The sequence below is a fragment of the Bacillus sp. JNUCC-22 genome (assembly GCF_018861275.1).
Lineage (GTDB): Bacteria > Bacillota > Bacilli > Bacillales > Bacillaceae > Bacillus > Bacillus velezensis.
Window position 1 is genome coordinate 3,101,358 of record NZ_CP076408.1, and the last position, 23,383, is coordinate 3,124,740.

Here is a 23,383-nt window from a genome sequence, read left to right on the forward strand (position 1 = left end):
GATTACCACCTCAGGTCGTTCTTCTTCAAAAATACAGTGTCAGCATCAAAGCCGGCTCTGATCAGCACAGATGCGAGATGATGGCCCGGGCACGACTCGACTTGCCTGTATGTTCTGTCTATATAAATATGGCGCGCGTCGGGAAGCTCCCGTTTCAGCTGTTTTCTTAATTTTTCTCCGGAGTCATCTGCGTCCGTTAAAATATAGACGTCTCTGTCAAACAGGCGGTCCGCCAAATCTTCCAGTTCGGTTTGGCCGATTGTCCCGTTTGTACAGACGATCTCCGCGGGTTCGATGAGCACTTCCCTGACTTTGATTTTATCAGATTTTCCTTCTACGATAATGACCTTTTCATCTCCGTTGTACATAAGCGCGTCACCTGCCGATTGTTTTAGCGTCAGATTGAAAAAGAAGGCAGTGAAATTCACCGCCAACTGTTAACACCAGCCATTCTCATAATCGCAATCGACATATTTCGGATCGCTGCCGTTTATGACATCGGCTGTTTTATAAAATTTTTGATTTTCAAATGAAAAGCCCTGTTTGAGCTCGTACTGGTCCATGCCTGTCATCTCGCCGATGGCTTCATTTTCATGAAATAAGGAAAACCGGCCGTTTTGAAAGCGGCCCGTAACGTTCTCCGTCACATCGACCTTTTGTTTATCAAAAGCCATTTTAGACACCTCCCGTTACAGATAGAATGTCCAAATGGCCCCTTTGCTATCCGATCAGTCTTCCTGTGTCATTTCGTCATATTGCTCGGAAGTCATGAGGTTTTCGATTTCTTCAGCATCAGCCGGTTCCACGACGATCATCCACGCTTTTTCATACGGAGACTCGTTTACGAATTCAGGACTGTCATCAAGGTCTTCGTTCACTTCCGTCACCGTTCCGTTAATCGGTGCGTACAGTTCGGAAACGGTTTTGACGGATTCCACGCTGCCGAATGGCTCGTCCGCTTTAATTTCGGCGCCGACTTCCGGAAGCTCGACAAAGACGATGTCGCCAAGTTCGGCTTGCGCGAAATGTGTAATCCCGATGCGGGCTTTTCCGTCCTCAACTTTGACCCATTCGTGCTCTTTGGAATAACGCATATCTTTCGGTGTGCTCATCTAAATCCCTCCATTTTTTTCTTATAATAAGAAGATACCATAATTCTTTGAACCTGGCATTACATCCAATATTTTTCGAATTGGTCTTCTTTAAAGCCGACAGTGACTTTTTCGCCGTCTGTCGTAATCGGGCGTTTCAGGAGCATACCGTCTGATGCCAGGAGTTCGAGCTGTTCATCCTCTGACATATGGTACAGTTTTTCCTTTAAGTTCAGCTCGCGGTATTTCATTCCGCTCGTGTTGAAAAACTTTTTGAGCTCAAGACCGCTCTTTTCATAGAGGTCTTTAATTTCTTCTTTCGACGGAGTTTCCTCCGCGATATGTATTTCGTTTATTTCCTTACCGCGGTCTTCCAGCCATTTTTTCGCATTACGGCACGTTCCGCATTTAGGGTACCAGTAAAAATTTAACGACATCTTCTTCACCCCTTGTAAATGATCGTCGTTATTTTAACACAATCACTTGTAAAAACCTATAACGTTGCTTCATGAAAAAGCGCCCCTGATGAAGGAGCGCTTTCAGCATGTGATCAGACCGTATATTTTTCTTCACGGAAGACGGCGGCTGCCGCTTCACGTTTTTTCTGAATGAGGTTTTTCGGCGTCAGGCGCGTCAGTTTGCGCAGCACGGAAAGCATCATCCGGAGGGAATCTCCTTCCTCCATGGCGATCAGTGATTCTTTGGCGTGCGCTTCAATGTTCTGAAGGGCTTCCTGGGCAAAGATTTCCGTATATAACAGCTTCTGCGCGGCTTTTTCGGCACCGTCCGCCGCAATTGCTTTTTCCGTTCTGAGGACGGCTGATTCCAAAGCGTACAGCGCGCTGACAATATCGGCAATGTTCACCATGATTTCCTGCTCGCCTTCGATCTCTTTGCCGTATTTCTGCGCCGCGAGACCCGCTGTCAAGAGGGCGATCTTTTTCGCCTGTCTGACAATGTATTTTTCCTGTTCAAGAGGTTCTGAGCCCGGCTCTTCAGGCATCAGCATCATGAGTTCTTCTTGGAGCGCTTTTGCTTTTTCAAAGAGCGGCAGCTGACCTTTTACGGCTTTTTTCAGGAACGTGCTCGTGACGATCAGGCGGTTGATTTCATTTGTGCCTTCAAAAATTCTGTTGATTCTTGAGTCGCGATAAGCGCGCTCCACTTCATATTCCTGCATAAATCCGTAACCGCCGTGAATTTGAACGCCTTCGTCGGCAATATAATCAAGCGTTTCAGAACCGCACATTTTGTTGAGCGAGCATTCAATCGCGTACTCGGCGATTGACTTCGCGACTTCGCGTCCGTCTTTTTGCTCCTCTTCCGTCAGTCTGCTCATATTATCTTCGAATAAGCCCACTGTTCTGTATACAGAGCTCTCCATCGCGTAAAGCCGAGCTGACATCGTCGCAAGCTTTTCCTGAGTGAGCGTGAAGCTTGAGATCGGCGTTTTAAATTGCCGGCGCTGGTTCGCATAAGCGGCAGACAGCTCAATCACCCGTTTTGAAGCGCCGATTGTGCCGACGGCAAGCTTGTAGCGCCCGATATTCAGAATATTAAAGGCGATGACATGTCCTTTTCCGATTTCGCCGAGAAGGTTTTCTTTCGGGACTTCCGCCTGATCTAAAATCAGCGTTCTTGTCGATGAACCCTTAATCCCCATTTTTTTCTCTTCCGGGCCCGTTGACACGCCCGGATAGTTCTTTTCTACGATAAATGCAGAAAACTTATCTCCGTCCACTTTAGCGTAGACGACAAAGACATCTGCAAAGGCGGAGTTTGTAATCCATTGCTTTTCTCCGTTAAGAATATAGTGTGTGCCCGCTTCATTCAAAACAGCCGTGGTTTTCGCTCCGAGGGCATCTGAACCTGAACCGGGCTCAGTTAAGGCGTATGCCGCGATTCTTTGTCCTGAAGCCAAGTCCGGCAAATAGGTTTTTTTCTGTTCTTCCGTTCCGAAGAACACGATCGGCAATGAGCCGATCCCGACGTGGGCGCCGTAAGACAGCGAAAAGCTGCCGGCACGTGAAAACTTTTCCGTAATGAAGGCTGAACTGATTTTATCCAGGCCGATTCCGCCGTACTCTTCAGGCACGTCTGCTCCGAGGAGGCCCAAATCCCCGGCTTTTTTCAGCAGTCTGACCGAATGCTCGAACTGATGATTTTCAATTTCATCGATATAAGGAAGCACATCGTTTACGACATAGTCTTCTGTCGTTTTGCCGATCATTTTGTGTTCGTCTGTAAAGTCCTCCGGAGTGAATATTTGATCATATCCCGTCTCTTCAATCAGAAAGCTGCCGCCTTTTTTGACGTTGACCGTTTCCTGTTTCATGTTCGTTTCCCCCTTTTTTTAAATGAGTTCAAATACGCCGGCAGCTCCCATGCCGCCTCCGATGCACATCGTCACCACGCCGAATTGCTCGTTTCTCCGTTTCATTTCATGAATGAGTGACAGGGTCAGCTTCGTTCCCGTGCATCCGAGCGGATGTCCGAGCGCGATGGCGCCTCCGTTGACGTTCACCTTTTCTTCATCTATCCCAAGCGATCTGATGACTTGAATGGCCTGTGAAGCAAAGGCCTCATTCAATTCAAAAAGCCCGATATCCTGTAATTCGAGTCCGGCAAGCTTGAGCGCCCGCGGGATGGCTTCAATCGGACCGATCCCCATTACCTCAGGCGGAACGCCGCCTACGGCAAAGGAACGGAATTTGACAAGCGGCGCCAATCCGAGCGACGAAGCTTTTTCGCGATCCATCAGCATGACAGCCGCCGCGCCGTCACTTGTTTGTGAAGAGTTCCCGGCCGTCACGGTTCCCGTTTTAGAAAAAGCCGGACGGAGCTTCGCCAAGACGTCAGCCGATGTGCCGGGACGAACGCCTTCATCTTGAGAAAAGGTAAATTGTTTTTTCCGCGGCTTATGGTCATCACCGACTTCTGTCAGCGATACTTCAACCGGCACGATTTCGTCATTGAATTTCCCTTCTTTAAGGGCTTTTGCGGCATTCTGATGGCTGCGGACGGCAAATGCATCCTGGTCTTCTCTGGATACGCCGTACGTTTCGGCTACCTGCTCCGCTGTGTGCCCCATGCTCATGTAATACTCAGGCGCATGCTCCGCCAAAGCGATATTCGGGCGGGTCACATGCCCCATCATCGGAACTTGCGACATGGATTCCGCACCGCCCGCAATGACGGTGTCACCCGCGCCGATCATGATTTTTTCAGCACCGTAAGCGATGGATTGGAGCCCGGAAGAGCAGTAGCGGTTCACCGTAATGGCCGGCACCGTATGAGGAAGCCCCGCCAGCGCACCGATATTCCGCGCCATATTTAATCCTTGTTCGGCTTCAGGTGTTGCACATCCGATAATTAAGTCATCGATATTTCCTTCATATCCGCCTGCCCGTTTCAGCGTTTCTTTTACACAAAGCGCGCCTAAATCATCAGGACGAACGGCTGCAAGCGATCCTTTTTTCGCTTTACCGACCGGAGTTCTCGCACCGGCCACAATGACTGCTTCTCTCATAAACACCCTCCTAGTTCCGTAAAGGTTTGCCTTTGACGAGCATATGCTGCATTCTCGCTTGAGATTTCGCCTCGCCAGCGAGGCTTAAAAAGGCTTCTCTTTCAATCTCGAGTAAATATTCTTCTGAAACCTCCGTGCCGAACGGGACTCTTCCGCCGGCAATGACATGGGCCAGCTTCTTCGCAATCTTCATATCGTGATCGGATAAATAACCCGACCGTCTCATTTGGTCTGCTCCGAGCAGTAATGCCGCACATCCGGTTTCTCCGGTGACTTTCACTTTTTTGCGGGCAGGCGGGCGGTATCCGCTGTCATATAAGGAAGCAGCCAGCTGTTTCGCATCGTGCAGCAGGTGATCCTGATTCATGCTGATACGGTCTGCCGCGGACAAAATCTTCATATCACGGGCTTCGTGTGCCGAACCGGACACTTTGGCAAGCGCGATTGTTTCGAAGGTTTTAATCGCCGCGTCCATCAGTTCACTTCCGCCGTCCAAATAATTCATGTACAGCTCTTTGTTTCCTCCGCCGCCCGGAATAAGGCCGACGCCGGTTTCAACAAGACCCATATACGATTCGCTCGCCGCCTGAACGCGTGCCGCCGGGAGACAGACTTCCGTGCCGCCGCCGAGTGTCATCCCGAATGGCGCCGCGACAACGGGTTTAGCGCTGTATTTGATGTTCAGCATCGTCTGCTGAAAACGGCGGATGACAAAATCGACTTCCATGAAGTTATCATCCTGAGCTTCCATCAAAATCATCGCAAGGTTTGCCCCCGCGCAGAAATGTCTGCCTTGGTTACCGATGACAAGACCTTTATAATTCCGCTCCGTTTCCTCAAGCGCATTGTCAATCATCTGAATAATGTCTAAGCCGATCGCGTTGCTTTTCGTATGAAATTCCAGCAGCGCGACATCATCGCCGAGATCAATCAGACTTGCACCGCTGTTTTTAGTGATAACGCCTTTTGTTTCTTTTAACGTCTGCAGGCTGATCCGTTTCGGATTTTCTTTCACAGCCCTGTATTGGCCGTCTGAATAATAAAATTGTGTTCCGTTTTCCTTCATATAAAATGTTTCATGACCCTGATCAAGCATTTCTTTCACCCAGCCGGGGAGTGCTGCGCCTTCTTCTTCGAGCCGCTCCGCTGATTTTCTGACACCAATGGCATCCCACATCTCAAACGGTCCGAGCTCCCATCCGAAGCCCCATTTCATGGCGTCGTCAATTGCTTTGATATCATCAGCGATCTCACCTAAAAGCCGGGCTGAGTATAAAAGTGTTTGCGATGTGATATTCCAAAGCAGGCGTCCGGCGCGGTCATCAGAGTATATAAGCGCTTTCATTTTGCCTTTGGCACCCTTTGCCTGTTTGGCGGCTTCTAACGCAGGTGTCTTCATTTTCGAGCGCTCACCGTATGTCATGGTCAGCGGATCGAGTTCATATATTGTTTTACCTTCTTTTTTGTAAAAACCTTGGCTTGATTTGCTGCCCAGCCAATTGTTTTTCAGCATGTCATTCATAAATTCAGGAAGCTTAAACATGTCTTTTTCAGCGCCGTCGGCTTTATCATATACGTTTTTTGCCACATGAGCGAAAGTATCAAGCCCCACAACGTCAAGGGTTCTGAAGGTCGCGCTTTTCGGTCTGCCGATCAAAGGTCCGGTCACCGTGTCCACCTCGCCGATGCGGCAGCCGGAAGAAAGCATTTCTCTTACCGTGACCAGCAGGCCGTACGTACCGATGCGGTTGGCGATAAAGTTTGGCGTGTCTTTTGCGATGACGACCCCTTTCCCAAGCGTGTTTTCTGCAAATGAAGTCATAAACTCCAGCACGTCAGGATCTGTTTCCTGAATCGGAATGATTTCCAGAAGCTTCAAGTAGCGGGCCGGATTAAAGAAATGGGTTCCTAAGAAATGAGCCTTAAAATCGGCAGATCGGCCTTCCGCCATTTTTGTGACGGAGATACCGGACGTATTGCTCGACACGATGCTTCCCGGTTTCCGGTATTCATCAACGAGTGAGAAAATCTGTTTTTTTACGTCAAGATTTTCGACGACGACTTCAATAATCCAATCAGCATCCTTCAATTGAGCTGCGTCATCCTCCAAATTCCCCGCCGTTATATAGTCGAGATTGGCAGCCGAAGTCAGCGGCGCCGGTTTTTGCTTCAGCAGCTTTTGCATGGCCGATCGGCTCAGTCTGCTGCGGACATCCGGGCTTTCTAATGTCAGCCCTTTTTTCATCTCATCCTTTGTCAGCTCGTTTGGCACAATATCAAGCAGCAGGACGGGAATTCCGATGTTAGCCAAGTGCGCGGCAATTCCGGACCCCATGACGCCTGATCCGAGAACGGCTGCTTTCTTTATAAACTTGTGCATGAGTCATCCCCCTTGAACTTTGAATGAATAGTCATTCATTTTTTCGGCAAAAAAAATGAAACCCTTTTCTTCTTTCATCTTAAAAGATTTTCAGGATGACTTCAATAGCAAATATGGAATTTTTTTAAATTTTTCTGCTTCCGCATGTTCCATGGCGCGGGCGGGAAACTTAAACCCGGAGGTGAAGGGAATGGTGCGAGGGAGAAAAGATCCGTCTTCTGCCGCAGTGAGCGCGGCCAGCATGAAAGGAAATGCGGGACCGAAACAAAAATACGGCGGCGGCAAACGGACGAGCCAAAATCAGCAATATAAAAAAGACAACATGGAATAACATGCTGCGGCTGCTTTTTGGAGCAGCCGTTATTTTTTGAAGATCCCTTTCAGCACAAATGCCGCATTTGCCGGGCGCTCGGCAATTCTTCTCATCAGGTACCCGTACCAATCGGTTCCGTACGGGACATACACCCTCATCCTGTATCCTTCTTCGGCAAGCTCCTTCTGGCGCTCCGTTCTGATGCCGTACAGCATTTGGAATTCAAACTGCTCCCGGGGAATCTGATGTTCGCTGATGAGTGTTTTCGTATAAGAAATGATGTCATCATCATGTGTCGCCACCGCCGTTTCATGGCCGCTCAAAAGCTGCAGCTTAATCAGCTGCTGAAAATGAAGATCGGTTGCTTTTTTATCAGGGAATGCAACGGCCGCCGATTCTTTATAAGCGCCTTTTACAAGCCTTAGCCTCGGCTTGTATGGCATCAGACCGCTGATGTCTTCAGCTGCGCGGTACAAATAAGCCTGAATGACGGTGCCGAGCATCGGGAAATCCGGCTTGCACCGCTTATACAGCTCAAGTGTACGGCCGCATCTTGAATAGTCCTCCATATCAATCGTTACAGGCACGCAGCGTTCTTTTGCCTCCGTCAATATGTCTCTGACATGCTGTTCCGCGAGCTTCTCGGAAATATCCAGACCGATGGATGTTAATTTCAGCGACAGCTCACAATCCAGTTGATTCTCGGCAATCGCCCTGATTGCTTTTTTACATTCTTCCGCCGTCCTTCTCGCATCCTTCTCTGAACCCGCATATTCACCTAGATAATCAATCGAAGCCGACAGCCCTTTTTGGTTCAGCCGCTTTACCGTTTTCACAGCTTCCGTGAGTGTTTCCCCTGCAACGAACCTTCCCGCGCCGAAGCGGATTCCGTAAGCCTGGGCGAATTTTGTAAGCATTTTATTTTTCGACAAAAATAAACATATGCTCTGCAGCAAGGATGAACTCCCTCCTTTTTCTTTTATTCGTGTATGAAATCCCGATCGCAGAGAAAGCTAAAAAGAACAGAATTGAAGGAGGCGTTTATATGAACAACCAAGAGCAGCACGGAAACTTGCCGCCTGCCGTCATCTCAACGAAAGACCATTTGTATCTTGAGGACATGCTGAACTGGAATCTGCTTGCCATGAAAAAAGCGCATTTTATGGCGGAACACTGCCAGAATCAGACGTTAAAACAAGAGCTTGATCAGATCGGCCGGATGCATCAGAAGCATTATCAGCACATATTAGGCCGCTTGAACCCCGATCAAGGCGGACAGACAACAACAGGCTATATGCAATAGGAGGACAATACATGGAACAGCAAAACCAAAAAATCACGAATCCGCAAACGCCCGTGCCCAATACGGCGCAAATGAATGACAGAGACTTGGTGAATGAGCTGCTGACGACGGAAAAATACATCACGGCTTCATATTGCACAGCCCTGCACGAGTTCAGCCACGAGTCTCTTTATCAAGATATTCAGGCGATTTTCGATGAGTCACAAAAAGCGCAAAGAAGATTATACGATGTGATGTTTCAAAATGGCTGGTATTCCATTGAAGCAGCCGATACCCAAAAGCTTCAGCAATCGTATCAGAAGTTCCGGCAGACCATTCAGCAGCAGTCTCCCTACCAGCAGTAAAACGAAGAAGGATTTGATGTTTTCGACAAGCATCAATCCTTTTTTTATTTTTGCACAAAAAGATTGACTTGTCATTAATCCTTATTTATATTTAACTAATGTTAATTATTTTCTCAAGGAACAAGATGAGGAGGAGTTATGAAAAACGCGGATCAATATGTGTCTGACATCCAGAAATCTCTTCAGACGCTGCTGCAAAACATACAGCCTGAAATGGTGGAAAGCATGGCAAAACACGAGGTGACGCCTGCCCAATTATTTGTTTTAGCCAGCCTGAAAAAACACGGGAGCTGCAAAGTTTCCGAAATTGCAGAACGCATGGAGGTAAAGCCGAGCGCAGTGACGCTGATGGCCGACCGCCTCGAACAAAAAGGACTTATCGTCCGCAAACATAACCAGCAGGACAGACGCGTCATCGACATCAGCCTCACCAAAAAAGGCGAAACAAAATTCGAAGATGTTGTGGAAGGACGGAAAGCGATACTGGCGCGAAACCTATCCGTTCTGACTGACGATGAACTGATTCAGTCCGTGAACATCATCCGCAAAGTAGCGGAAGCCGCCGAGAAATACGCGGCTGAGCAAAAAGAAAACGAATAGAAAAGAGGAGCTGCCGAAACATGAGCATTGAAAAGAAAGATCCAAAACGCACATTATTAATAACCGGCTTAATCATCGCCATGTTTTTCTCAGCCCTTGACGGCACCATCGTAGGAACGGCGATTCCTAAAATCGTGGGTGACCTCGGGGGATTAAGCATGATGACGTGGCTGACCACGGCATATCTTTTAACTTCGACGACGATCGTTCCGATTGCGGGGAAACTTGCAGATTTATTGGGGCGCCGCGTCGTCTATGTATCAGGTTTATTGATTTTTATGGGAGCTTCCGCACTGTGCGGAATGGCCAGCAACATGACGGAACTGATTATTTTCCGCGGACTTCAGGGAATCGGCGGCGGTGTCATGATGCCGATGGCTATGATCGTCATCGGGGATTTGTTCACAGGGAAACAGCGTGCCAAGTTCCAAGGGCTTTTCGGAGCGATTTACGGGCTTGCTTCCGTGATCGGCCCGCAAATCGGGGGCTGGATTGTTGACTCATTAAATTGGAAATGGGTTTTCTATATCAACCTGCCTGTCGGAATTTTAGCCGTGATCTTTATCGCAAGAGGACTTCAAGGCAGAAAACAGACCGGGCCGATTAACTTTGACATCGCCGGCATTTTCACAATGATCGTCGGAATCGTCAGCCTCCTCCTCGCGCTCAGCTTCGGAGGAAAGGATTACGCATGGGGCTCTTGGCAGATTCTCGGTCTCTTTGCGCTTGCACTTGCCGGGATTGTCGGATTCATTTTCGCTGAAATCAAAGCAAAAGAACCGATTCTGCCGATGTACCTGTTTAAAAACAGAACGTTTACCGTACTGAATCTGATCGGCTTTTTCATGAGTATCGGCATGTTCGGCGCCGTTACGTTCGTTCCTTTCTTTATGCAGGGAATTATCGGAGTCAGCGCCACCGCGTCCGGCACGATTATGACGCCGATGATGGTATCTATGATTATCACAAGTATTATCGGAGGCCAGCTGGTTTATAAGATCGGTATTAAACCGCAAATCATGATCGGCATGCTGATCATGGCCGTCGGCTTCTTCTTATTAACGACCTTGCAGCTGGATACAAGCAAGCTCGCGGCTACATGCTATATGGCCGTGATCGGTCTGGGAATGGGGCTCGTCATGCCGCTTCTCACGCTCGCTCTGCAAGAAACGTTTTCAAAAGAAGAGCTGGGTGTTGTGACCTCTTCAAGCCAATTTTTCCGGATGATCGGGGGAACGTTCGGTATTACGGTGCTCGGCGCTGTCATGAATGCCAGATCAGGAAGCCTTTTAACCGACAGACTGGTGCCTTACTTAGACTCACTCCCGAAACAGGCAAGTGCCTTTGCCGCCCAGTTTAAAGGTATGATTGACAAGAATCCTGAAGGGCTGCTTCAATCCCTGTTCAGCCAGGAATCGATTAAGCAGATTCCGGCCGCATTTTCTTCCCATATCGTGCCGGTTTTGAAAACGTCACTGATGGATTCGCTTCACAGCGTGTTTTTCACAGGCCTGGCCTTTATCGCTGCCGGATTGATCCTCACGCTGTTTGTTAAATCAATTAAGCTGACAAATAAAAAGACAGGCAAACAAGAAGAAAAGGCGAAAGCCGTTTAACAAAGAAAAATCCCGCGGATGCCGCGGGATTTTTTTATATCTTCTGGGAATGACCAGTCTTCCGCCTCATTGGAAATGGGGGGTGAAAATTCAAAAAAATAGTGATGGAATTCTTTAATAAACTTTAAACATTTCATAGTTATCTTTATAGTACGACATAATAAAGTCACGAAAATTTCTTACCGAAGAAGATAATAGCTTATGTCTCATCCAAGATAAGCCGACTGGATATGAAGCAGAGTGATCAGTCACTTTTATAAAATTCAGCCCCAATGTTCTGCAAACTGAAATAGGAAGCAACGCCACCCCCTGATCCAGCTTTATAATCTCGGCCAGTAAATGAGAATCCGCCTCAAATGCAATATTTGGGGTGAAACCGGCTTTTTCACAAAGCGAGGCTGTAAAACCGCTATACTCTTCATTATTAGCAAGGGTAATAAATGGTTCATCAGCGACAAGACGTAAAGAAATTTCGGTTTTACCCGTAAATCGGTGGTTTGAGGGCAAAGCCAGAACAATATCTTCATTTACCAGCACACAACTCTCTATCTCTTCATCTTGAATCGGATGACCTGTTATTCCTAAATCAATGTCCCCTTTTTTTAAACTTGTTAGGATCCCTCTTTTAACTCCGATGGCTTGGAGAATTTTTGATTGAGGGGAGCGGTTGATATATTCACTCATCAGTCCTGCAAGGAATCTCGGATTAGAAATAGATATTCTGATGGTGTCAGAAATTTGATGTTCCTCCAATTGAATTTCCGTTTGTGCATTTTCAATCTCAGTAAAAATCCTGTTTACATGTTTTAAAAGAATTTTCCCTGATGAACTCAGCTTAATATTTCTGCCTTTTCTCTCAAACAAAGCTGTCCCCAGTTCATTCTCAAGTCTTTTTATAGTAAGACTTAAAGAAGGCTGGGCAATCTTTAATTGTTCTGCTGCTTTAGAAATATGCTCAGTATAGGCAACTGTCTGAAAGTATTTTAGCTGCAGCAATTCCATCTGTCTGCATCCCCCTTATTTATTTCAATAAATATATATATATACATTATTATGTATTAGATTAAATGTAAATGCGGATGTAAGATAATAGCATAATTAAAGAAAAGGAAAGGGTGTCATGCAATGAAAATTGATGTGAAAGATATAGCAAAAAATTTAAATACGCCACTAACGGCTCCTGCTTATCCTATCCCAAATTATAAATTTGTTAACCGTGAATATTTAAATATTATTTACCGAACGGATGAAAAAGCTTTACGTGCGGCAGTGCCGGAACCTCTTGAAATTACTGAACCTTTAGTGAAATTCGAAGTGATGCGGATGCCCGATGTTTCCGGACTTGGTGCCTATACAGAGGCAGGACAAGTCATCCCTGTCAGCTTTAATGGTGAAGAAGGAGATTATGTACATTCTATGTATGTAGACAATTTCCCGGCTATTGCAAGCGGACGGGAACTTACTGCATATCCAAAAAAATTGGGCGCCCCTAAGCTGTATATAGACTCTGATACTCTTGTTGGCACATTAGATTATGGCAGTCTTCGTGTGGCAACTGCGACTATGGGATATAAACATTTCGAAATGGATAAGGAAAAAGCGAAAAGGGAAATTTGCCGACCTAATTTTATGGTTAAGATTGCCACTGATTACAATGGTGATTTAAGGGTTTGTGATTTGGTGCGTACGCAAATAACGAATATAGAAGTTAAAGGTGCCTGGACTGGACCGGCGCGGCTTCAATTATTTGAACATGCTCTGGCACCGCTTGCAGATTTGCCTGTATTAGAAGTCGTTTCAGCATCTCATATCCTTACAGATTTAACCTTAAATGCAGCACAGCCGGTTTATAACTACTTAGAGGAAAAATAAGGAGACGTTTACAATGAGAATTGCAATTTTAGGAGCAGGTTCTTTAGGAACCATAGTTGGGGCATATCTGTCTGCTGGCGGAATGGATGTCGAATTGATTGATTCATACAAAGAACATGTAGATACTCTAAATCAAATAGGTGCTAAAGTAGTTGGTACAACGGAATTTCAAGCAAAGGTGAAAGCCATCACCCCTGAAAACAAATCAGGCAAGTATGATTTCATATTACTCCTGACGAAACAATTATATAATGACTCCATCCTTAAAGAGTTACTGCCTTTAAAGGATGACAGTGTAGTATGTTCCTTGCAAAACGGTATACCTGAACAGAAAGTTGCTTCGATCGTTGGTGATGAACGTGTTATTGCAGGTTCTGTTGAATTTGGTGCTACGTTTATTGAACCGGGCGTATCCAGACTTACAACTGAGTATACTCAATTTAAAGAGTACGCTTTTCAAATTGGAGAATTACATGGTGAAACAACAGAAAGAATCCAGCGTATTAAATCGGTTTTAGACCTTATCGGCGGAACACATATTTCCGATAATTTAGTTGGAACGAAGTGGTCAAAATTACTTATCAATAATGCATTCAGTGGTTTATCGGCTGCATTAAACGGAGAATACGGAGACATTCTTGACCATGAAATCGGCATTGTCAGCGCAGTCCATATCGCAGATGAGACGATTAAGGTTGGACACGCCAATGGTGTCAAATTTGCGAAAATGGGCGGCCTTGATTTAGAATCTTTGGAATTAAGAAGCGAAAATGATATTCCTGAACGTATCAAAACATTTAGGTCAGCCATGGAACCATCTAGGCTGCTAAGAGCAAGTATGCTTCAGGATCTTGAGAAAAAACGCAAAACTGAAATTGATTATATTAATGGAGTTATTCCCAAAATGGCAGAAGGTACTGGCATTTCAACACCTTTTCATGATTTGGTTGTAGCACAAGTCAAATGTGCCGAAGAATCTCTAACAGTTCCCAATTTTGATACAAATATAAAAGCATTTGAAGAGTTATTACGTATCCGAAAGGAAATGTGATATATAGGAAAGAGAGAAAGGGATTGCTGCGGCGGTCCTTTTTTCTTGGTTCAGCAAGCGGAAGAAATATACGTAAACAAACGGGTGCATTAGTTATATTAAAGTTCTTCGCCTATGAATTGAACGAAGCTCTTATTGATTCCTTTTCAGCAAAAAAAGCTTCCGGCACCTCTCTTTGATGCCGAAAGCTTTTTTATTGTTTTTTTCTGTGTGCTTCATTGAGCTGTTTAATATGCTGTATCGCAGCTTTGATGCCCTCTTTGGCGTCCGGGTAGGATTGATTCCAATGTTTCACGAGCGGAGGCATGCTTTTTGCGATATGTGTATACAAAATCCACTGCCTGACTTCTTCCTTTACATCCGGGTTTGTTTCGCCAAGCAATAGTTCCGTGTATTTCTCAAGCAGGCCGTCCAGCTGCTGCTGCAGTTTCTCTTCCATACCGTTCCCTTCCCTTTTTCATGATTATGACAATCGGGCGGTGAGGGCCGCTTCCTGCACGATACATCTGCCGCGTCCGTGCGGAATGCAAAGCGGCGTGCCGAACAGCGGGTCTTGCGTTACCTGGCAGTTCATCGCAAAGACCTGCTGTACAAGCTCGCAAGTGATGACTTCTTCGGGACGGCCCTCTGCGTAAATCTGTTTATCCTTAATGGCGACCAGATAATGGGCATAACGGCATGCCAGATTGAGGTCGTGCAGCACCATGACGATTGTGCGTTTTTCTTTTTCATTTAATTCAAACAGCAAATCAAGAATTTCAATTTGATGCGTCATGTCGAGATAAGTTGTCGGCTCGTCAAGCAGAATGATATCCGTATCCTGAGCGAGTGTCATCGCAATCCATGCGCGCTGGCGCTGTCCGCCTGACAAGGAATCCACCGGACGGTCGGCCATTTCCTCAAGCTTCGTCGCTTTAAGCGCTTTTGCCACTGCGTCTTCGTCCTCTTTGGACCATTGCTTCAGCCAGCTTTGATAAGGGTATCTTCCCTGCTTCACAAGCTGATGCACCGTCAGGCCTTCGGGAGCTGACGGACTCTGCGGCAATATAGCGAGCTCTCTTGCCACTTCCTTCGTCGGAAGCTTAGCGATGGCTTTTCCTTCTAAAAGCACAGAACCGCCCCTCGGTTTCATCAGCCGGGCCAATGAACGTAAAAGCGTCGATTTTCCGCAGCCGTTGCTTCCGATCAATACAGTGATTTCGCCTTTTGGAATCGCGACATCCAATTCGTCAATGATAACAGTTTCTCCGTACCCTAAGCTCAGCGTCTCTGTAGAAATTGCACTCATACCGCTAACCGCTCCTTTTTTGAGTTTCCCAACACTATGTATATAAACAAATTGCCTAAACATTCAACGTGAGATCATGATTATATTGTAACAGAAATTAATGACTCTGAATATCATTATCAATTAGTTTTGGGCAAAAAAGCAGCGGGCGGCGGTTATTTTTTTATTTCCGTCATTTCTCCGTCGTTCTTTTTCAGTTTCAGATAAAAATGGTCATAGCGGCTGTCCAAATTAAAAGCCGAGAGCACCTGCCGGACGACCTCGCTTTCCTGCATCCGGCTGTTTACGGCAAGTTCTCCAAGGATCATCTTCATTTCATCAAGCGCTTCCTCGCCCTCTCTGTGAACCCCTGAGAGCTTGTCCCGGATGTCAGCCTTTTCAAGACCGCCTTTACTTTCATACAAACCTTCATAGCGGTTATGCTCTCCGGCTCCGTAGCTGACGCGAAGGGAAAAGCTGCTGTAAGGAACCGGCTTCGCGGATGATACGGGTGTGCTGTCTTGTTCCGCTTCCCGTTTTTCTTCATTCAATCGGCAGCCGGCAATCAGCATCAGCGTAAGACATAAAACGCCCGCCGTTCTGATCCATTTCATGCGATTCACTCCCATTCCATTCCGATCGTTTTTAGGTATTTCCAAGGGAGGCGGCTGTCATTCATTAAACAAAAAAGAACCGGAGCGGTAACACTCCGGCCGGTTCATCTCAAGATTATCATTCAGTCAGCTCTAAAAATTCCTGCACATCCTGTACGGCAAGGCGGACCGCGTCTTCCCAAAACGACCGTTCCGTCAGATCCGCTCCAAGGTGCTTCATCGCCAAATCCTCAACAGTCATCGAAGCCGTGTCACACAAAAGCGCGATATATTTTTCTTCAAAATCCGCTTTTTCCCGAAGAGCTCTTGCATATATTCCAAGCGAAAATAAATAACCGAACGTATACGGAAAGTTGTAAAACGGCACTCCCGTAATATGAAAATGCAGTTTTGACGCCCAGAAATGAGGGTGGTATTCCCCTAATGAATCGCAAAACGCTTCTTTCTGCGCCGCTTCCATCAGTTCATTCAGTTTCTCAGCCGGAACGACGCCCTGCTTCCGCTCTTCATAAAAACGCGTTTCAAATAAAAATCTCGCATGAATATTCATAAACATGGCTACGCTTCTTTGAATTTTATCTTCAAGCAAGAACACCTTTTCATCCTTTGTCGCCGCTTGTTTCAAAGCGGCGTCGGCGACGATCATTTCCGCAAAGGTCGAGGCTGTTTCAGCCACATTCATGGCGTAGGCTCTGTTCAGCTGCCGCACTTGAAGCATGGCCTCCTGATGGAACGCGTGACCGAGCTCATGCGCCAGCGTCGATACATTCGAAGCGCTTCCGGAAAACGTCATAAAAATCCGGGATTCTCCGCTGTCGGGAAAGCTGGTGCAGAAACCGCCGACCCGTTTGCCGCTGCGGTCTTCCGCTTCTATCCACCGATCACGGAACGCTTTTTCCGTAAATGCGGACAGCTTTTTGCCAAACGTCGAAAATTGGCTGACGATCAGATTGGCCGCTTCATCATATGTATATTCTTTCGGAGCCTCGCCGATCGGCGCGTCCACATCATACCAGTTCAGCCGCTCAAGCCCTAAAAGAGACGCCTTTCGATTCAGGTATTCGGCAAAAGGCTTTTTATGATCGGTAATGACCTGCCACATGACATCCAGCGTTTCTTTTTTCATCCGGTTGATCGCAAGCGGCTCTTCCAAAGCGCTTTTCCAGCCCCGCGCTTTATAGATTTCCGTGCGGAAGCCGGCCAGATGGTTCAGCGTGCTGCCGAAAAGCTCCTCTTCTCCTTTCCACGCTTCATTAAGCTCTTTGAACACTTGATGTCTGATGCGGCGGTCCGGGTGCGCCATCATATTTTCCGCTTGGCCGACCGACAGCTCTTTATCCTCAAACGGAATCTTCATTCTGCCGACAGCCGCATTATACAGGTCGCCCCATGCGTGATAGCCGTCAACGGCCAGGCCTTCAATCAGCCTTTCTTCTGAAGCGCTGAGCTTCTCTTTGACCCGGTCTCTTCTTTCATTTAAAACATATGTGAGATCCTGAAGTTCCGGTTTTTGCAGCAGCTCCTCCCAGACCGGCTCGTCAATCCGGGCAAGTGTATCGTCAAGGGTGACCAGAGCGGATTTAAAATCACTGCTCAGCTGATTGATCCGCGCCCTCCATTCATTCGCTTTCTGATCATGAGTGTTCTGAGCCTGAAGACAGCCGACGAACGCTCCCGCCTGCCTGATCATGATCGCTGACCGTTCAAACCTATCAATCAGATTGATCAGCTCCCGGCTTTCATCCGCATGCGTCGGAGCTGTAAACGCTTCAACCGCATGTTGAAAAGCGCTTAGATGATTTTTGAGCTCTTGTATGTATTGCTGAAACTCTTCCGACCGGCTCCCGCCCTCAAAAATGGAGTTTAAATCCCATGTTTCCTTCAATCCCTCTAATGCCATCTTTTCTTTACCCCTTTCTATCCGAAGCTGACTCCATTATAAAACAATTCTGACATATTTCCGAACGATTTCTCCTTCTTTCCGCGAGATGTTATACACTATGAGATAAGAACAAACGGGGAGGATTATAAGATGAACAGAAAAATTGCCATTGTAACCGGCGCGACGAGCGGATTCGGGCTGCTGACAGCGCTGAAGCTCGCCCGGTCTTATCACGTCATCGCAACAGCCAGACAGCCGGAGAAAGCTGAAATACTGAAAGAGGCCGCCGCTCAAGCGGGTGCATCCGAACATGTTACGGTCGTTTCTTTAGATGTGACAAATGAGCAGTCGGTGTCTGACTTCGGGAACACCATCAGCGGTTTCGGACCGGTTGACCTGCTCGTCAATAACGCCGGCACTGCGTACGGGGGATTTATTGAAGATGTGCTGATGGAACATTACAGACAGCAGTATGAAACGAATGTAGTCGGTCTGATTCACGTCACAAAAACCGTGCTGCCTTATATGCGAAAACATGGCGGGGCGAAAATCTTCAATATCAGCAGTATCAGCGGACTGACCGGTTTCCCGGCTCTATCTCCGTATGTCTCTTCCAAGTTCGCGGTTGAAGGGTTTACAGAGTGTCTGCGCCTCGAACTGCTGCCTTTAGGGATTGATGCCGCTTTAATAGAACCGGGCTCCTATAAAACGTCTATTTGGGAGACGTCTCTCTCCAATCATCTTACGGCACCCGGCAAAGATTCGCCTTATTATCGCTATTATCAGCAAATCGAAGCTTACTTCAAAGCCAACGCATCCAAAAGCGGCGATCCTGATGACGTAGCGGAGCTGATTTATCAATTGGCACAAAGGAAACGGCTGAAGAAACTGCGGTATCCGATCGGCAGGGGCGTTAAGCTGACATTGGCTTTCCGCTCACTCTTTCCGTGGTCCGCCTGGGAATCGATTATAAAGAAAAAGCTGTTCACTTAAACTAAATTATAATAATTATAATTTAGTATTGATTTTTAATTGATATGTGGTACAATTAAATTAACAGATCACAGGGAGGACGATGAATATGAATACACAAAACGCGAAAAAAACTGAAACTCTTGTTGAGAAATCAATGAACACACAATTATCAAACTGGTTTATCCTTTACTCTAAACTGCACCGCTTCCATTGGTACGTAAAAGGCCCTCATTTCTTTACGCTTCATGAAAAATTTGAAGAACTGTATAACGAAGCGGCGGAAACGGCGGATGCCATCGCAGAGCGTCTTCTGGCCATCGGCGGACAGCCTGCGGCGACTTTGCACACTTACCTTGAACAAGCTTCCATTACGGATGAAGGCCAGGAAAAAACGGCTGCTGAAATGGTGGAATCACTGGTTCAAGACTATAAACAAATCAGCCGCGAATCAAAATTTGTCATCGGCATCGCCGAGGAACAAAATGACCCGTCAACTGCCGACCTGTTTGTCGGATTAGTTGAACAAGCGGACAAGCATGTGTGGATGCTGTCAGCCTACTTGGGAGAATAACGAAAAAAGCTGAACCTCAGTTGCAGGTTCAGCTTTTTTTATGCGTTCAGCTTGCGCTTTCGGTTTGTTTTGTTAATGTGACGTTCAGCGTCTTTTTGCTTCCGTTTCTGAGAACTTGAACAGTCGTTTTATCGCCGATTTTCAGCTGGTTATATAAGATCTGTCTGATATCGGCGCTGCTGCCGACATCTTTGCCGTTCAATTGTACAATGACGTCATTTGATTTGATGCCCGCTTTCGCAGCCGGTGAGCCGGATTGCACTTCTTTTACGTAAACACCCTTAGACAGCTGGTCGCCGAACAGTCCGAGCGTGTTTTCCTGATAAGTTTCCGGCACTTGCGCCATGTCAATCATCTGCACACCTAAAAATGGGCGCTCGACTTTTCCTTTTGCAAGCAGCTGGTCGACTATCGGTTCTACATCATTGCTCGGAATGGCAAAGCCGAGTGACTCCACGCCGTTTTCACTGACTTTCATGCTGTTGATCCCGATAACTTGGCCGCTTGAGTTGATTAACGGGCCGCCGCTGTTTCCGGGGTTAATCGCCGCATCCGTCTGAATCACGTTCATTTCCACTGTGCCTTGGGATGTATCGGCGTCTACCGTTCTGTTCAGCCCGCTGATGACACCTTGTGTGACGGTGCCGGAAAACTGCTGGCCGAGCGGGTTGCCGATGGCAATCACTTTATCGGCAATGCGGAGCTTGGAGGAATCCCCGAAGCTGGCCGCTTTTTTGACATTGGACGAGCTGATTTCCAATACAGCCAAGTCACTGATGGCATCCTTTCCGACAAGCTTTGCCGTTTCGGTTTTCCCATTGTAAAGAGTGACCGACAGTTTGTTCGCACCTTCTACGACATGGTTGTTTGTAATGATGTACGCTTTTTCGCCGTCTTTTTTGAAGATGACGCCTGACCCCGTGCCGCTTTCCGTTTCAGAGCTTGAACCGCCGTCAAGTCCGAACTGGCTGCTTTGCGAAGCTTGGTAGTTGGACACTCCCACAATCGCGGGCTCCAAATCTTCTACCATATCCGCTACGCTTGAGGTATTTTTCAAAGGCGTTGACGTAAAATTCGAAGACTGAACTTGTTTCGTATCAGAAACGGCTTCTGTCTTATGCTGCTCACCCGGCAGGTTTGGCACAATGCCAAGCACGAGGCCTCCGCCGATAATGCCGCCTAAAATCGGGCTCAGCCAAGCGGCTCTCCGTTTTTTTTCTTTTTTCACGGCAGCCGTTTTTTCAAATTCCGTACCGGCCGCCGTCTCGTTTTCCGCTTCTTTCGAGACGGGCCCTTCGAGCAGCTCGGGCTCCTGATGGCTGATCTGCTGCTGTTCATTTCTGTTTTGTTCCGTATGTGAAAGATCTGACTGATCGCGGCTTCTGCCGTCATCTCGATGATCATTCATATTCACGCACACTCCTTCAGCATGTTTTCATTCTATCGATTACATATTCATCGCATGTACAAGTTCTATTGTCCCAATAATAAGGAGAAAAGCAAAGCTCCAAAACAAAATGTGTTTGAACATGTTATCTTCCCCGCTTTTTTTCTTCCTTTCTTCCCTTATACACATCATAAACAAACATTGTGGGATAAAAATGAAAAGAATATGTGAAATTATGAAAATGCGGCTTGAGTGTGTTAAAACTAGTATAATGACGTTGAAAGGATGTGAAATGCCTTGTCATACACCATTTATCTAGTTGAAGATGAGGATAACCTGAATGAACTGCTCACAAAATATTTAGAGAATGAAGGCTGGAACATTACATCTTTCACAAAAGGCGAAGATGCCAGAAAGCAGATGCAGCCGTCTCCCCACTTGTGGATTCTTGACATCATGCTTCCGGATACGGACGGCTATACATTGATAAAAGAAATAAAAGAAAAAGATCCCGATGTGCCGGTTATTTTCATTTCCGCGCGGGATGCCGATATTGACAGAGTCCTCGGGTTAGAGCTTGGAAGCAATGATTATATCGCCAAGCCTTTTTTGCCGAGAGAACTTATTATACGGGTCCAGAAGCTGCTCGAGCTCGTGTATAAAGAACAGCCCGCCGCAAAGAAAACCGGCATCACCGTTTCTTCCTACAATGTGATCGAAGATGCCCGAGAGGTTTATGATGAAACCGGCAGCCTGGTCAATTTGACGTCTAAGGAATTTGATCTGCTGCTTTTATTTCTTCACCATAAAGGACACCCCTTTTCCAGAGAAGATATCCTGCTGAAAATATGGGGCCATGATTATTTCGGCACTGACCGGGTGGTCGATGATCTTGTGCGGAGGCTGCGGAAAAAAATGCCCGGGTTAAAGGTTGAAACCATTTACGGATTCGGCTACAGGATGATGACGTCATGAAAAATAAGCCGCTTGCTTTTCAAATATGGGTGGTCATCTCAGGCATCCTCTTAGCCATTTCGATTCTGCTTCTCGTGCTGTTCTCAAATACGCTGCGTAATTTTTTCACGGATGAAACGTATACGACCATTGAAAATGAACAGCATGTACTGACGGAGTACCGGCTGCCCGGATCGATCGAGCGGGGATATTACAGCGAGGATGCGACCGCGCCGACGACTTTCCGATCCGTTCAGCACGTTCTTCTGCCGGAACGGGAGGAATCGGCCAGTGACAAAGACTTGAACTACTTTTCTTCTTCCTTTATCCATAAGGTGTACAAGCTCGCGGGCCGCCAGCACAGCGTCACGAAACGATACAGCGCGGACATCAGCGGTGAAAAAGTGTTTTTCGTCATTAAAAAAGGCCTCACCATTAACGGCCAGGATGCGATGATGCTGTCTTACGCCCTTGATTCTTATCGTGATGATCTGGCATTCACCCTGTTCAAGCAGCTGCTCTTTATCATTGCCGGCGTGATTTTGTTAAGCTGGATTCCGGCGATTTGGCTTGCCAAATATCTCTCGCGCCCGCTCGTTTCCTTAGAGAAGCATGTCAAACGGATTTCAAAACAGGATTGGGATGATCCGGTCATCGTCGACAGAAAAGACGAAATCGGAAAATTAGGCCATACCATTGAAGACATGCGGAGCAAGCTGGTGCAAAAAGACGAAACGGAAAGAACGCTCCTGCAAAATATCTCTCATGATTTAAAAACGCCTGTCATGGTGATAAGGGGCTATACTCAATCAATAAAGGACGGGATTTTTCCTAAGGGGGATCTGGAAACCACAATTGATGTCATTGAAGGCGAAGCAGAAAAACTTGAGAAGAAAATTAAGGATTTATTATATTTAACGAAGCTTGATTATTTAATGAAGCAGCGGGTGCACCATGAGACATTTGACATTGTGAAGGTCACGGAAGAAGTCATTGAACGGCTCAAATGGGCCCGGAAGGAATTATCGTGGACCGTTGATACAGAAGATGCATTAATGATGCCCGGTGATCCGGAACAATGGAGCAAACTTCTTGAAAACATTCTCGAAAATCAAATCCGCTATGCAGAAACGGCGATTCACATTCGGATCAGCCAAAATCAGCAGCAGATTGTCATGACGGTTAAAAATGACGGGCCTCCGATCGAGGATGAGATGCTATCCAGCTTGTACGAGCCTTTTAATAAAGGGAAGAAAGGCGAGTTCGGCATAGGACTCAGCATCGTAAAACGGATTTTAACCCTGCATAAAGCATCAATTTCAATTGAAAATGACCAATCGGGTGTAATCTACCAAATTATCATACCAAAGTAGACTGTAGTGTTTCATTGCAGTCTTTTTTTTATGTGAAGGAATAGCCGTTAAAATCTCTGTAGTTTGCTTTCAGCGGTTTTTGGCATTGATGAACCCATTTCTTTTCACAAATTGTCTTTTTCGGATATTTCACCTTTTCGACTTTAATTCCTCTGTTTCGCAAGCGGCTGATCATTTCATCTAATTCTTTCATTTTCAGATTCACCCTTTCGCCAGAACTTTGACCATTCGGTCAGCTCACTTTATAATATAAATAAAACA

25 protein-coding genes and 1 pseudogene are annotated in these 23,383 nt (G+C 46.6%); 11 read left to right on the top strand and 15 right to left on the bottom strand.

The genetic code is table 11. The features are described from left to right. Positions 1 to 2: 2 nt before the first annotated feature. The 7 genes from JNUCC22_RS15120 to JNUCC22_RS15150 form a co-directional block, all read right to left on the bottom strand. The gene (locus JNUCC22_RS15120) at positions 3 to 368 is read right to left on the bottom strand and encodes a toprim domain-containing protein (protein ID WP_032868013.1); all 366 of its coding nucleotides are present in this window, start codon (positions 366 to 368) and stop codon (positions 3 to 5) included. 69 nt (positions 369 to 437) lie between these two features. Then, positions 438 to 674, bottom strand: coding sequence for a YusG family protein (locus JNUCC22_RS15125; RefSeq protein WP_003151845.1), 237 nt, complete (start codon positions 672 to 674; stop codon positions 438 to 440). Between the two features lie 54 nt (positions 675 to 728). Next, on the bottom strand, positions 729 to 1,112 hold the full coding sequence (gene gcvH / locus JNUCC22_RS15130) for a glycine cleavage system protein GcvH (RefSeq protein WP_003151844.1): 384 nt from the start codon (positions 1,110 to 1,112) through the stop codon (positions 729 to 731). A gap of 59 nt (positions 1,113 to 1,171) precedes the next feature. Then, entirely contained in the window at positions 1,172 to 1,528 is a 357-nt protein-coding gene (locus JNUCC22_RS15135) for an arsenate reductase family protein (RefSeq protein WP_003151843.1), read from the bottom strand. Positions 1,529 to 1,641: 113 nt separating this feature from the next. After that, positions 1,642 to 3,426: an acyl-CoA dehydrogenase family protein gene (locus tag JNUCC22_RS15140; protein WP_007613612.1), complete on the bottom strand. Its 1,785-nt coding sequence runs from the start codon at positions 3,424 to 3,426 to the stop codon at positions 1,642 to 1,644. 18 nt (positions 3,427 to 3,444) lie between these two features. Then, positions 3,445 to 4,620, bottom strand: coding sequence for an acetyl-CoA C-acetyltransferase (locus tag JNUCC22_RS15145; protein ID WP_003151841.1), 1,176 nt, complete (start codon positions 4,618 to 4,620; stop codon positions 3,445 to 3,447). A gap of 10 nt (positions 4,621 to 4,630) precedes the next feature. Then, positions 4,631 to 7,000, bottom strand: coding sequence for a 3-hydroxyacyl-CoA dehydrogenase/enoyl-CoA hydratase family protein (locus JNUCC22_RS15150; protein ID WP_039063600.1), 2,370 nt, complete (start codon positions 6,998 to 7,000; stop codon positions 4,631 to 4,633). Between the two features lie 190 nt (positions 7,001 to 7,190). Here JNUCC22_RS15150 and JNUCC22_RS15155 point away from each other — a divergent pair, with 190 nt between their 5' ends. Beyond that, positions 7,191 to 7,331 (top strand): YuzL family protein, encoded by a 141-nt coding sequence (locus tag JNUCC22_RS15155; RefSeq protein ID WP_003151836.1) that lies wholly within the window; start codon positions 7,191 to 7,193, stop codon positions 7,329 to 7,331. Between the two features lie 29 nt (positions 7,332 to 7,360). On the opposite strand, the gene JNUCC22_RS15160 is transcribed toward JNUCC22_RS15155, so the two are convergent. Continuing rightward, on the bottom strand, positions 7,361 to 8,269 hold the full coding sequence (locus JNUCC22_RS15160) for a proline dehydrogenase family protein (protein WP_039063601.1): 909 nt from the start codon (positions 8,267 to 8,269) through the stop codon (positions 7,361 to 7,363). A gap of 89 nt (positions 8,270 to 8,358) precedes the next feature. On the opposite strand from JNUCC22_RS15160, the gene JNUCC22_RS15165 reads away from it, so the two are divergent. The 4 genes from JNUCC22_RS15165 to JNUCC22_RS15180 all read left to right on the top strand — a co-directional run bounded on the left by JNUCC22_RS15165 (position 8,359) and on the right by JNUCC22_RS15180 (position 11,176). Then, positions 8,359 to 8,616 carry a hypothetical protein gene (locus JNUCC22_RS15165; protein WP_015418171.1) on the top strand — a complete coding sequence of 86 codons (258 nt, stop codon included), beginning with the start codon at positions 8,359 to 8,361 and terminating at the stop codon, positions 8,614 to 8,616. An 11-nt stretch (positions 8,617 to 8,627) separates the two neighbouring features. Continuing rightward, positions 8,628 to 8,960, top strand: a complete 333-nt coding sequence (locus tag JNUCC22_RS15170; protein WP_003151830.1) for a spore coat protein — start codon at positions 8,628 to 8,630, stop codon at positions 8,958 to 8,960. Between the two features lie 138 nt (positions 8,961 to 9,098). Next, a complete protein-coding gene (locus JNUCC22_RS15175; RefSeq protein WP_015418172.1) occupies positions 9,099 to 9,560 on the top strand; it encodes a MarR family winged helix-turn-helix transcriptional regulator in 462 nt (153 codons plus the stop codon). A 20-nt stretch (positions 9,561 to 9,580) separates the two neighbouring features. After that, a complete protein-coding gene (locus tag JNUCC22_RS15180; RefSeq protein WP_007410079.1) occupies positions 9,581 to 11,176 on the top strand; it encodes an MDR family MFS transporter in 1,596 nt (531 codons plus the stop codon). A 114-nt stretch (positions 11,177 to 11,290) separates the two neighbouring features. Here JNUCC22_RS15180 and JNUCC22_RS15185 read toward each other — a convergent pair whose 3' ends face one another. Then, positions 11,291 to 12,178, bottom strand: a complete 888-nt coding sequence (locus JNUCC22_RS15185) for a LysR family transcriptional regulator (RefSeq protein WP_039063602.1) — start codon at positions 12,176 to 12,178, stop codon at positions 11,291 to 11,293. 123 nt (positions 12,179 to 12,301) lie between these two features. Here JNUCC22_RS15185 and JNUCC22_RS15190 point away from each other — a divergent pair, with 123 nt between their 5' ends. Both JNUCC22_RS15190 and JNUCC22_RS15195 read left to right on the top strand, forming a co-directional pair. Next, complete coding sequence (locus JNUCC22_RS15190) at positions 12,302 to 13,048, top strand: acetoacetate decarboxylase (RefSeq protein ID WP_064107673.1); 747 nt, start codon at positions 12,302 to 12,304, stop codon at positions 13,046 to 13,048. Between the two features lie 13 nt (positions 13,049 to 13,061). Next, a complete protein-coding gene (locus tag JNUCC22_RS15195) occupies positions 13,062 to 14,099 on the top strand; it encodes a ketopantoate reductase family protein (RefSeq protein WP_216061854.1) in 1,038 nt (345 codons plus the stop codon). Between the two features lie 193 nt (positions 14,100 to 14,292). Here the strand turns inward: JNUCC22_RS15195 and JNUCC22_RS15200 are convergent. From JNUCC22_RS15200 to JNUCC22_RS15215, 4 genes and pseudogenes are all read right to left on the bottom strand, one after another. Further along, positions 14,293 to 14,560, bottom strand: a pseudogene (locus tag JNUCC22_RS15200) (YusU family protein). 2 nt (positions 14,561 to 14,562) lie between these two features. Next, positions 14,563 to 15,387: an ABC transporter ATP-binding protein gene (locus tag JNUCC22_RS15205; RefSeq protein ID WP_012118397.1), complete on the bottom strand. Its 825-nt coding sequence runs from the start codon at positions 15,385 to 15,387 to the stop codon at positions 14,563 to 14,565. A 155-nt stretch (positions 15,388 to 15,542) separates the two neighbouring features. After that, positions 15,543 to 15,980 carry a YusW family protein gene (locus tag JNUCC22_RS15210; protein ID WP_039063606.1) on the bottom strand — a complete coding sequence of 146 codons (438 nt, stop codon included), beginning with the start codon at positions 15,978 to 15,980 and terminating at the stop codon, positions 15,543 to 15,545. 118 nt (positions 15,981 to 16,098) lie between these two features. Beyond that, positions 16,099 to 17,880, bottom strand: coding sequence for a M3 family oligoendopeptidase (locus JNUCC22_RS15215; RefSeq protein ID WP_039063608.1), 1,782 nt, complete (start codon positions 17,878 to 17,880; stop codon positions 16,099 to 16,101). 132 nt (positions 17,881 to 18,012) lie between these two features. On the opposite strand from JNUCC22_RS15215, the gene JNUCC22_RS15220 reads away from it, so the two are divergent. Then, positions 18,013 to 18,855, top strand: coding sequence for an oxidoreductase (locus tag JNUCC22_RS15220; RefSeq protein ID WP_039063609.1), 843 nt, complete (start codon positions 18,013 to 18,015; stop codon positions 18,853 to 18,855). Between the two features lie 88 nt (positions 18,856 to 18,943). Beyond that, positions 18,944 to 19,408: a Dps family protein gene (locus JNUCC22_RS15225; RefSeq protein WP_216061855.1), complete on the top strand. Its 465-nt coding sequence runs from the start codon at positions 18,944 to 18,946 to the stop codon at positions 19,406 to 19,408. Between the two features lie 46 nt (positions 19,409 to 19,454). Here JNUCC22_RS15225 and JNUCC22_RS15230 read toward each other — a convergent pair whose 3' ends face one another. Then, a complete protein-coding gene (locus JNUCC22_RS15230; protein WP_007410070.1) occupies positions 19,455 to 20,816 on the bottom strand; it encodes a S1C family serine protease in 1,362 nt (453 codons plus the stop codon). A gap of 276 nt (positions 20,817 to 21,092) precedes the next feature. On the opposite strand from JNUCC22_RS15230, the gene JNUCC22_RS15235 reads away from it, so the two are divergent. Further along, positions 21,093 to 21,770, top strand: a complete 678-nt coding sequence (locus JNUCC22_RS15235; protein WP_007410069.1) for a two-component system response regulator CssR — start codon at positions 21,093 to 21,095, stop codon at positions 21,768 to 21,770. Further along, positions 21,767 to 23,122 (top strand): two-component system sensor histidine kinase CssS, encoded by a 1,356-nt coding sequence (locus JNUCC22_RS15240; RefSeq protein WP_047936124.1) that lies wholly within the window; start codon positions 21,767 to 21,769, stop codon positions 23,120 to 23,122. The genes JNUCC22_RS15235 and JNUCC22_RS15240 overlap by 4 nt, the downstream gene beginning before the upstream one ends. A 28-nt stretch (positions 23,123 to 23,150) precedes the next feature. On the opposite strand, the gene spxO is transcribed toward JNUCC22_RS15240, so the two are convergent. Further along, complete coding sequence (gene spxO / locus JNUCC22_RS15245) at positions 23,151 to 23,315, bottom strand: anti-adapter protein SpxO (RefSeq protein WP_003151811.1); 165 nt, start codon at positions 23,313 to 23,315, stop codon at positions 23,151 to 23,153. Positions 23,316 to 23,383: the final 68 nt, after the last annotated feature.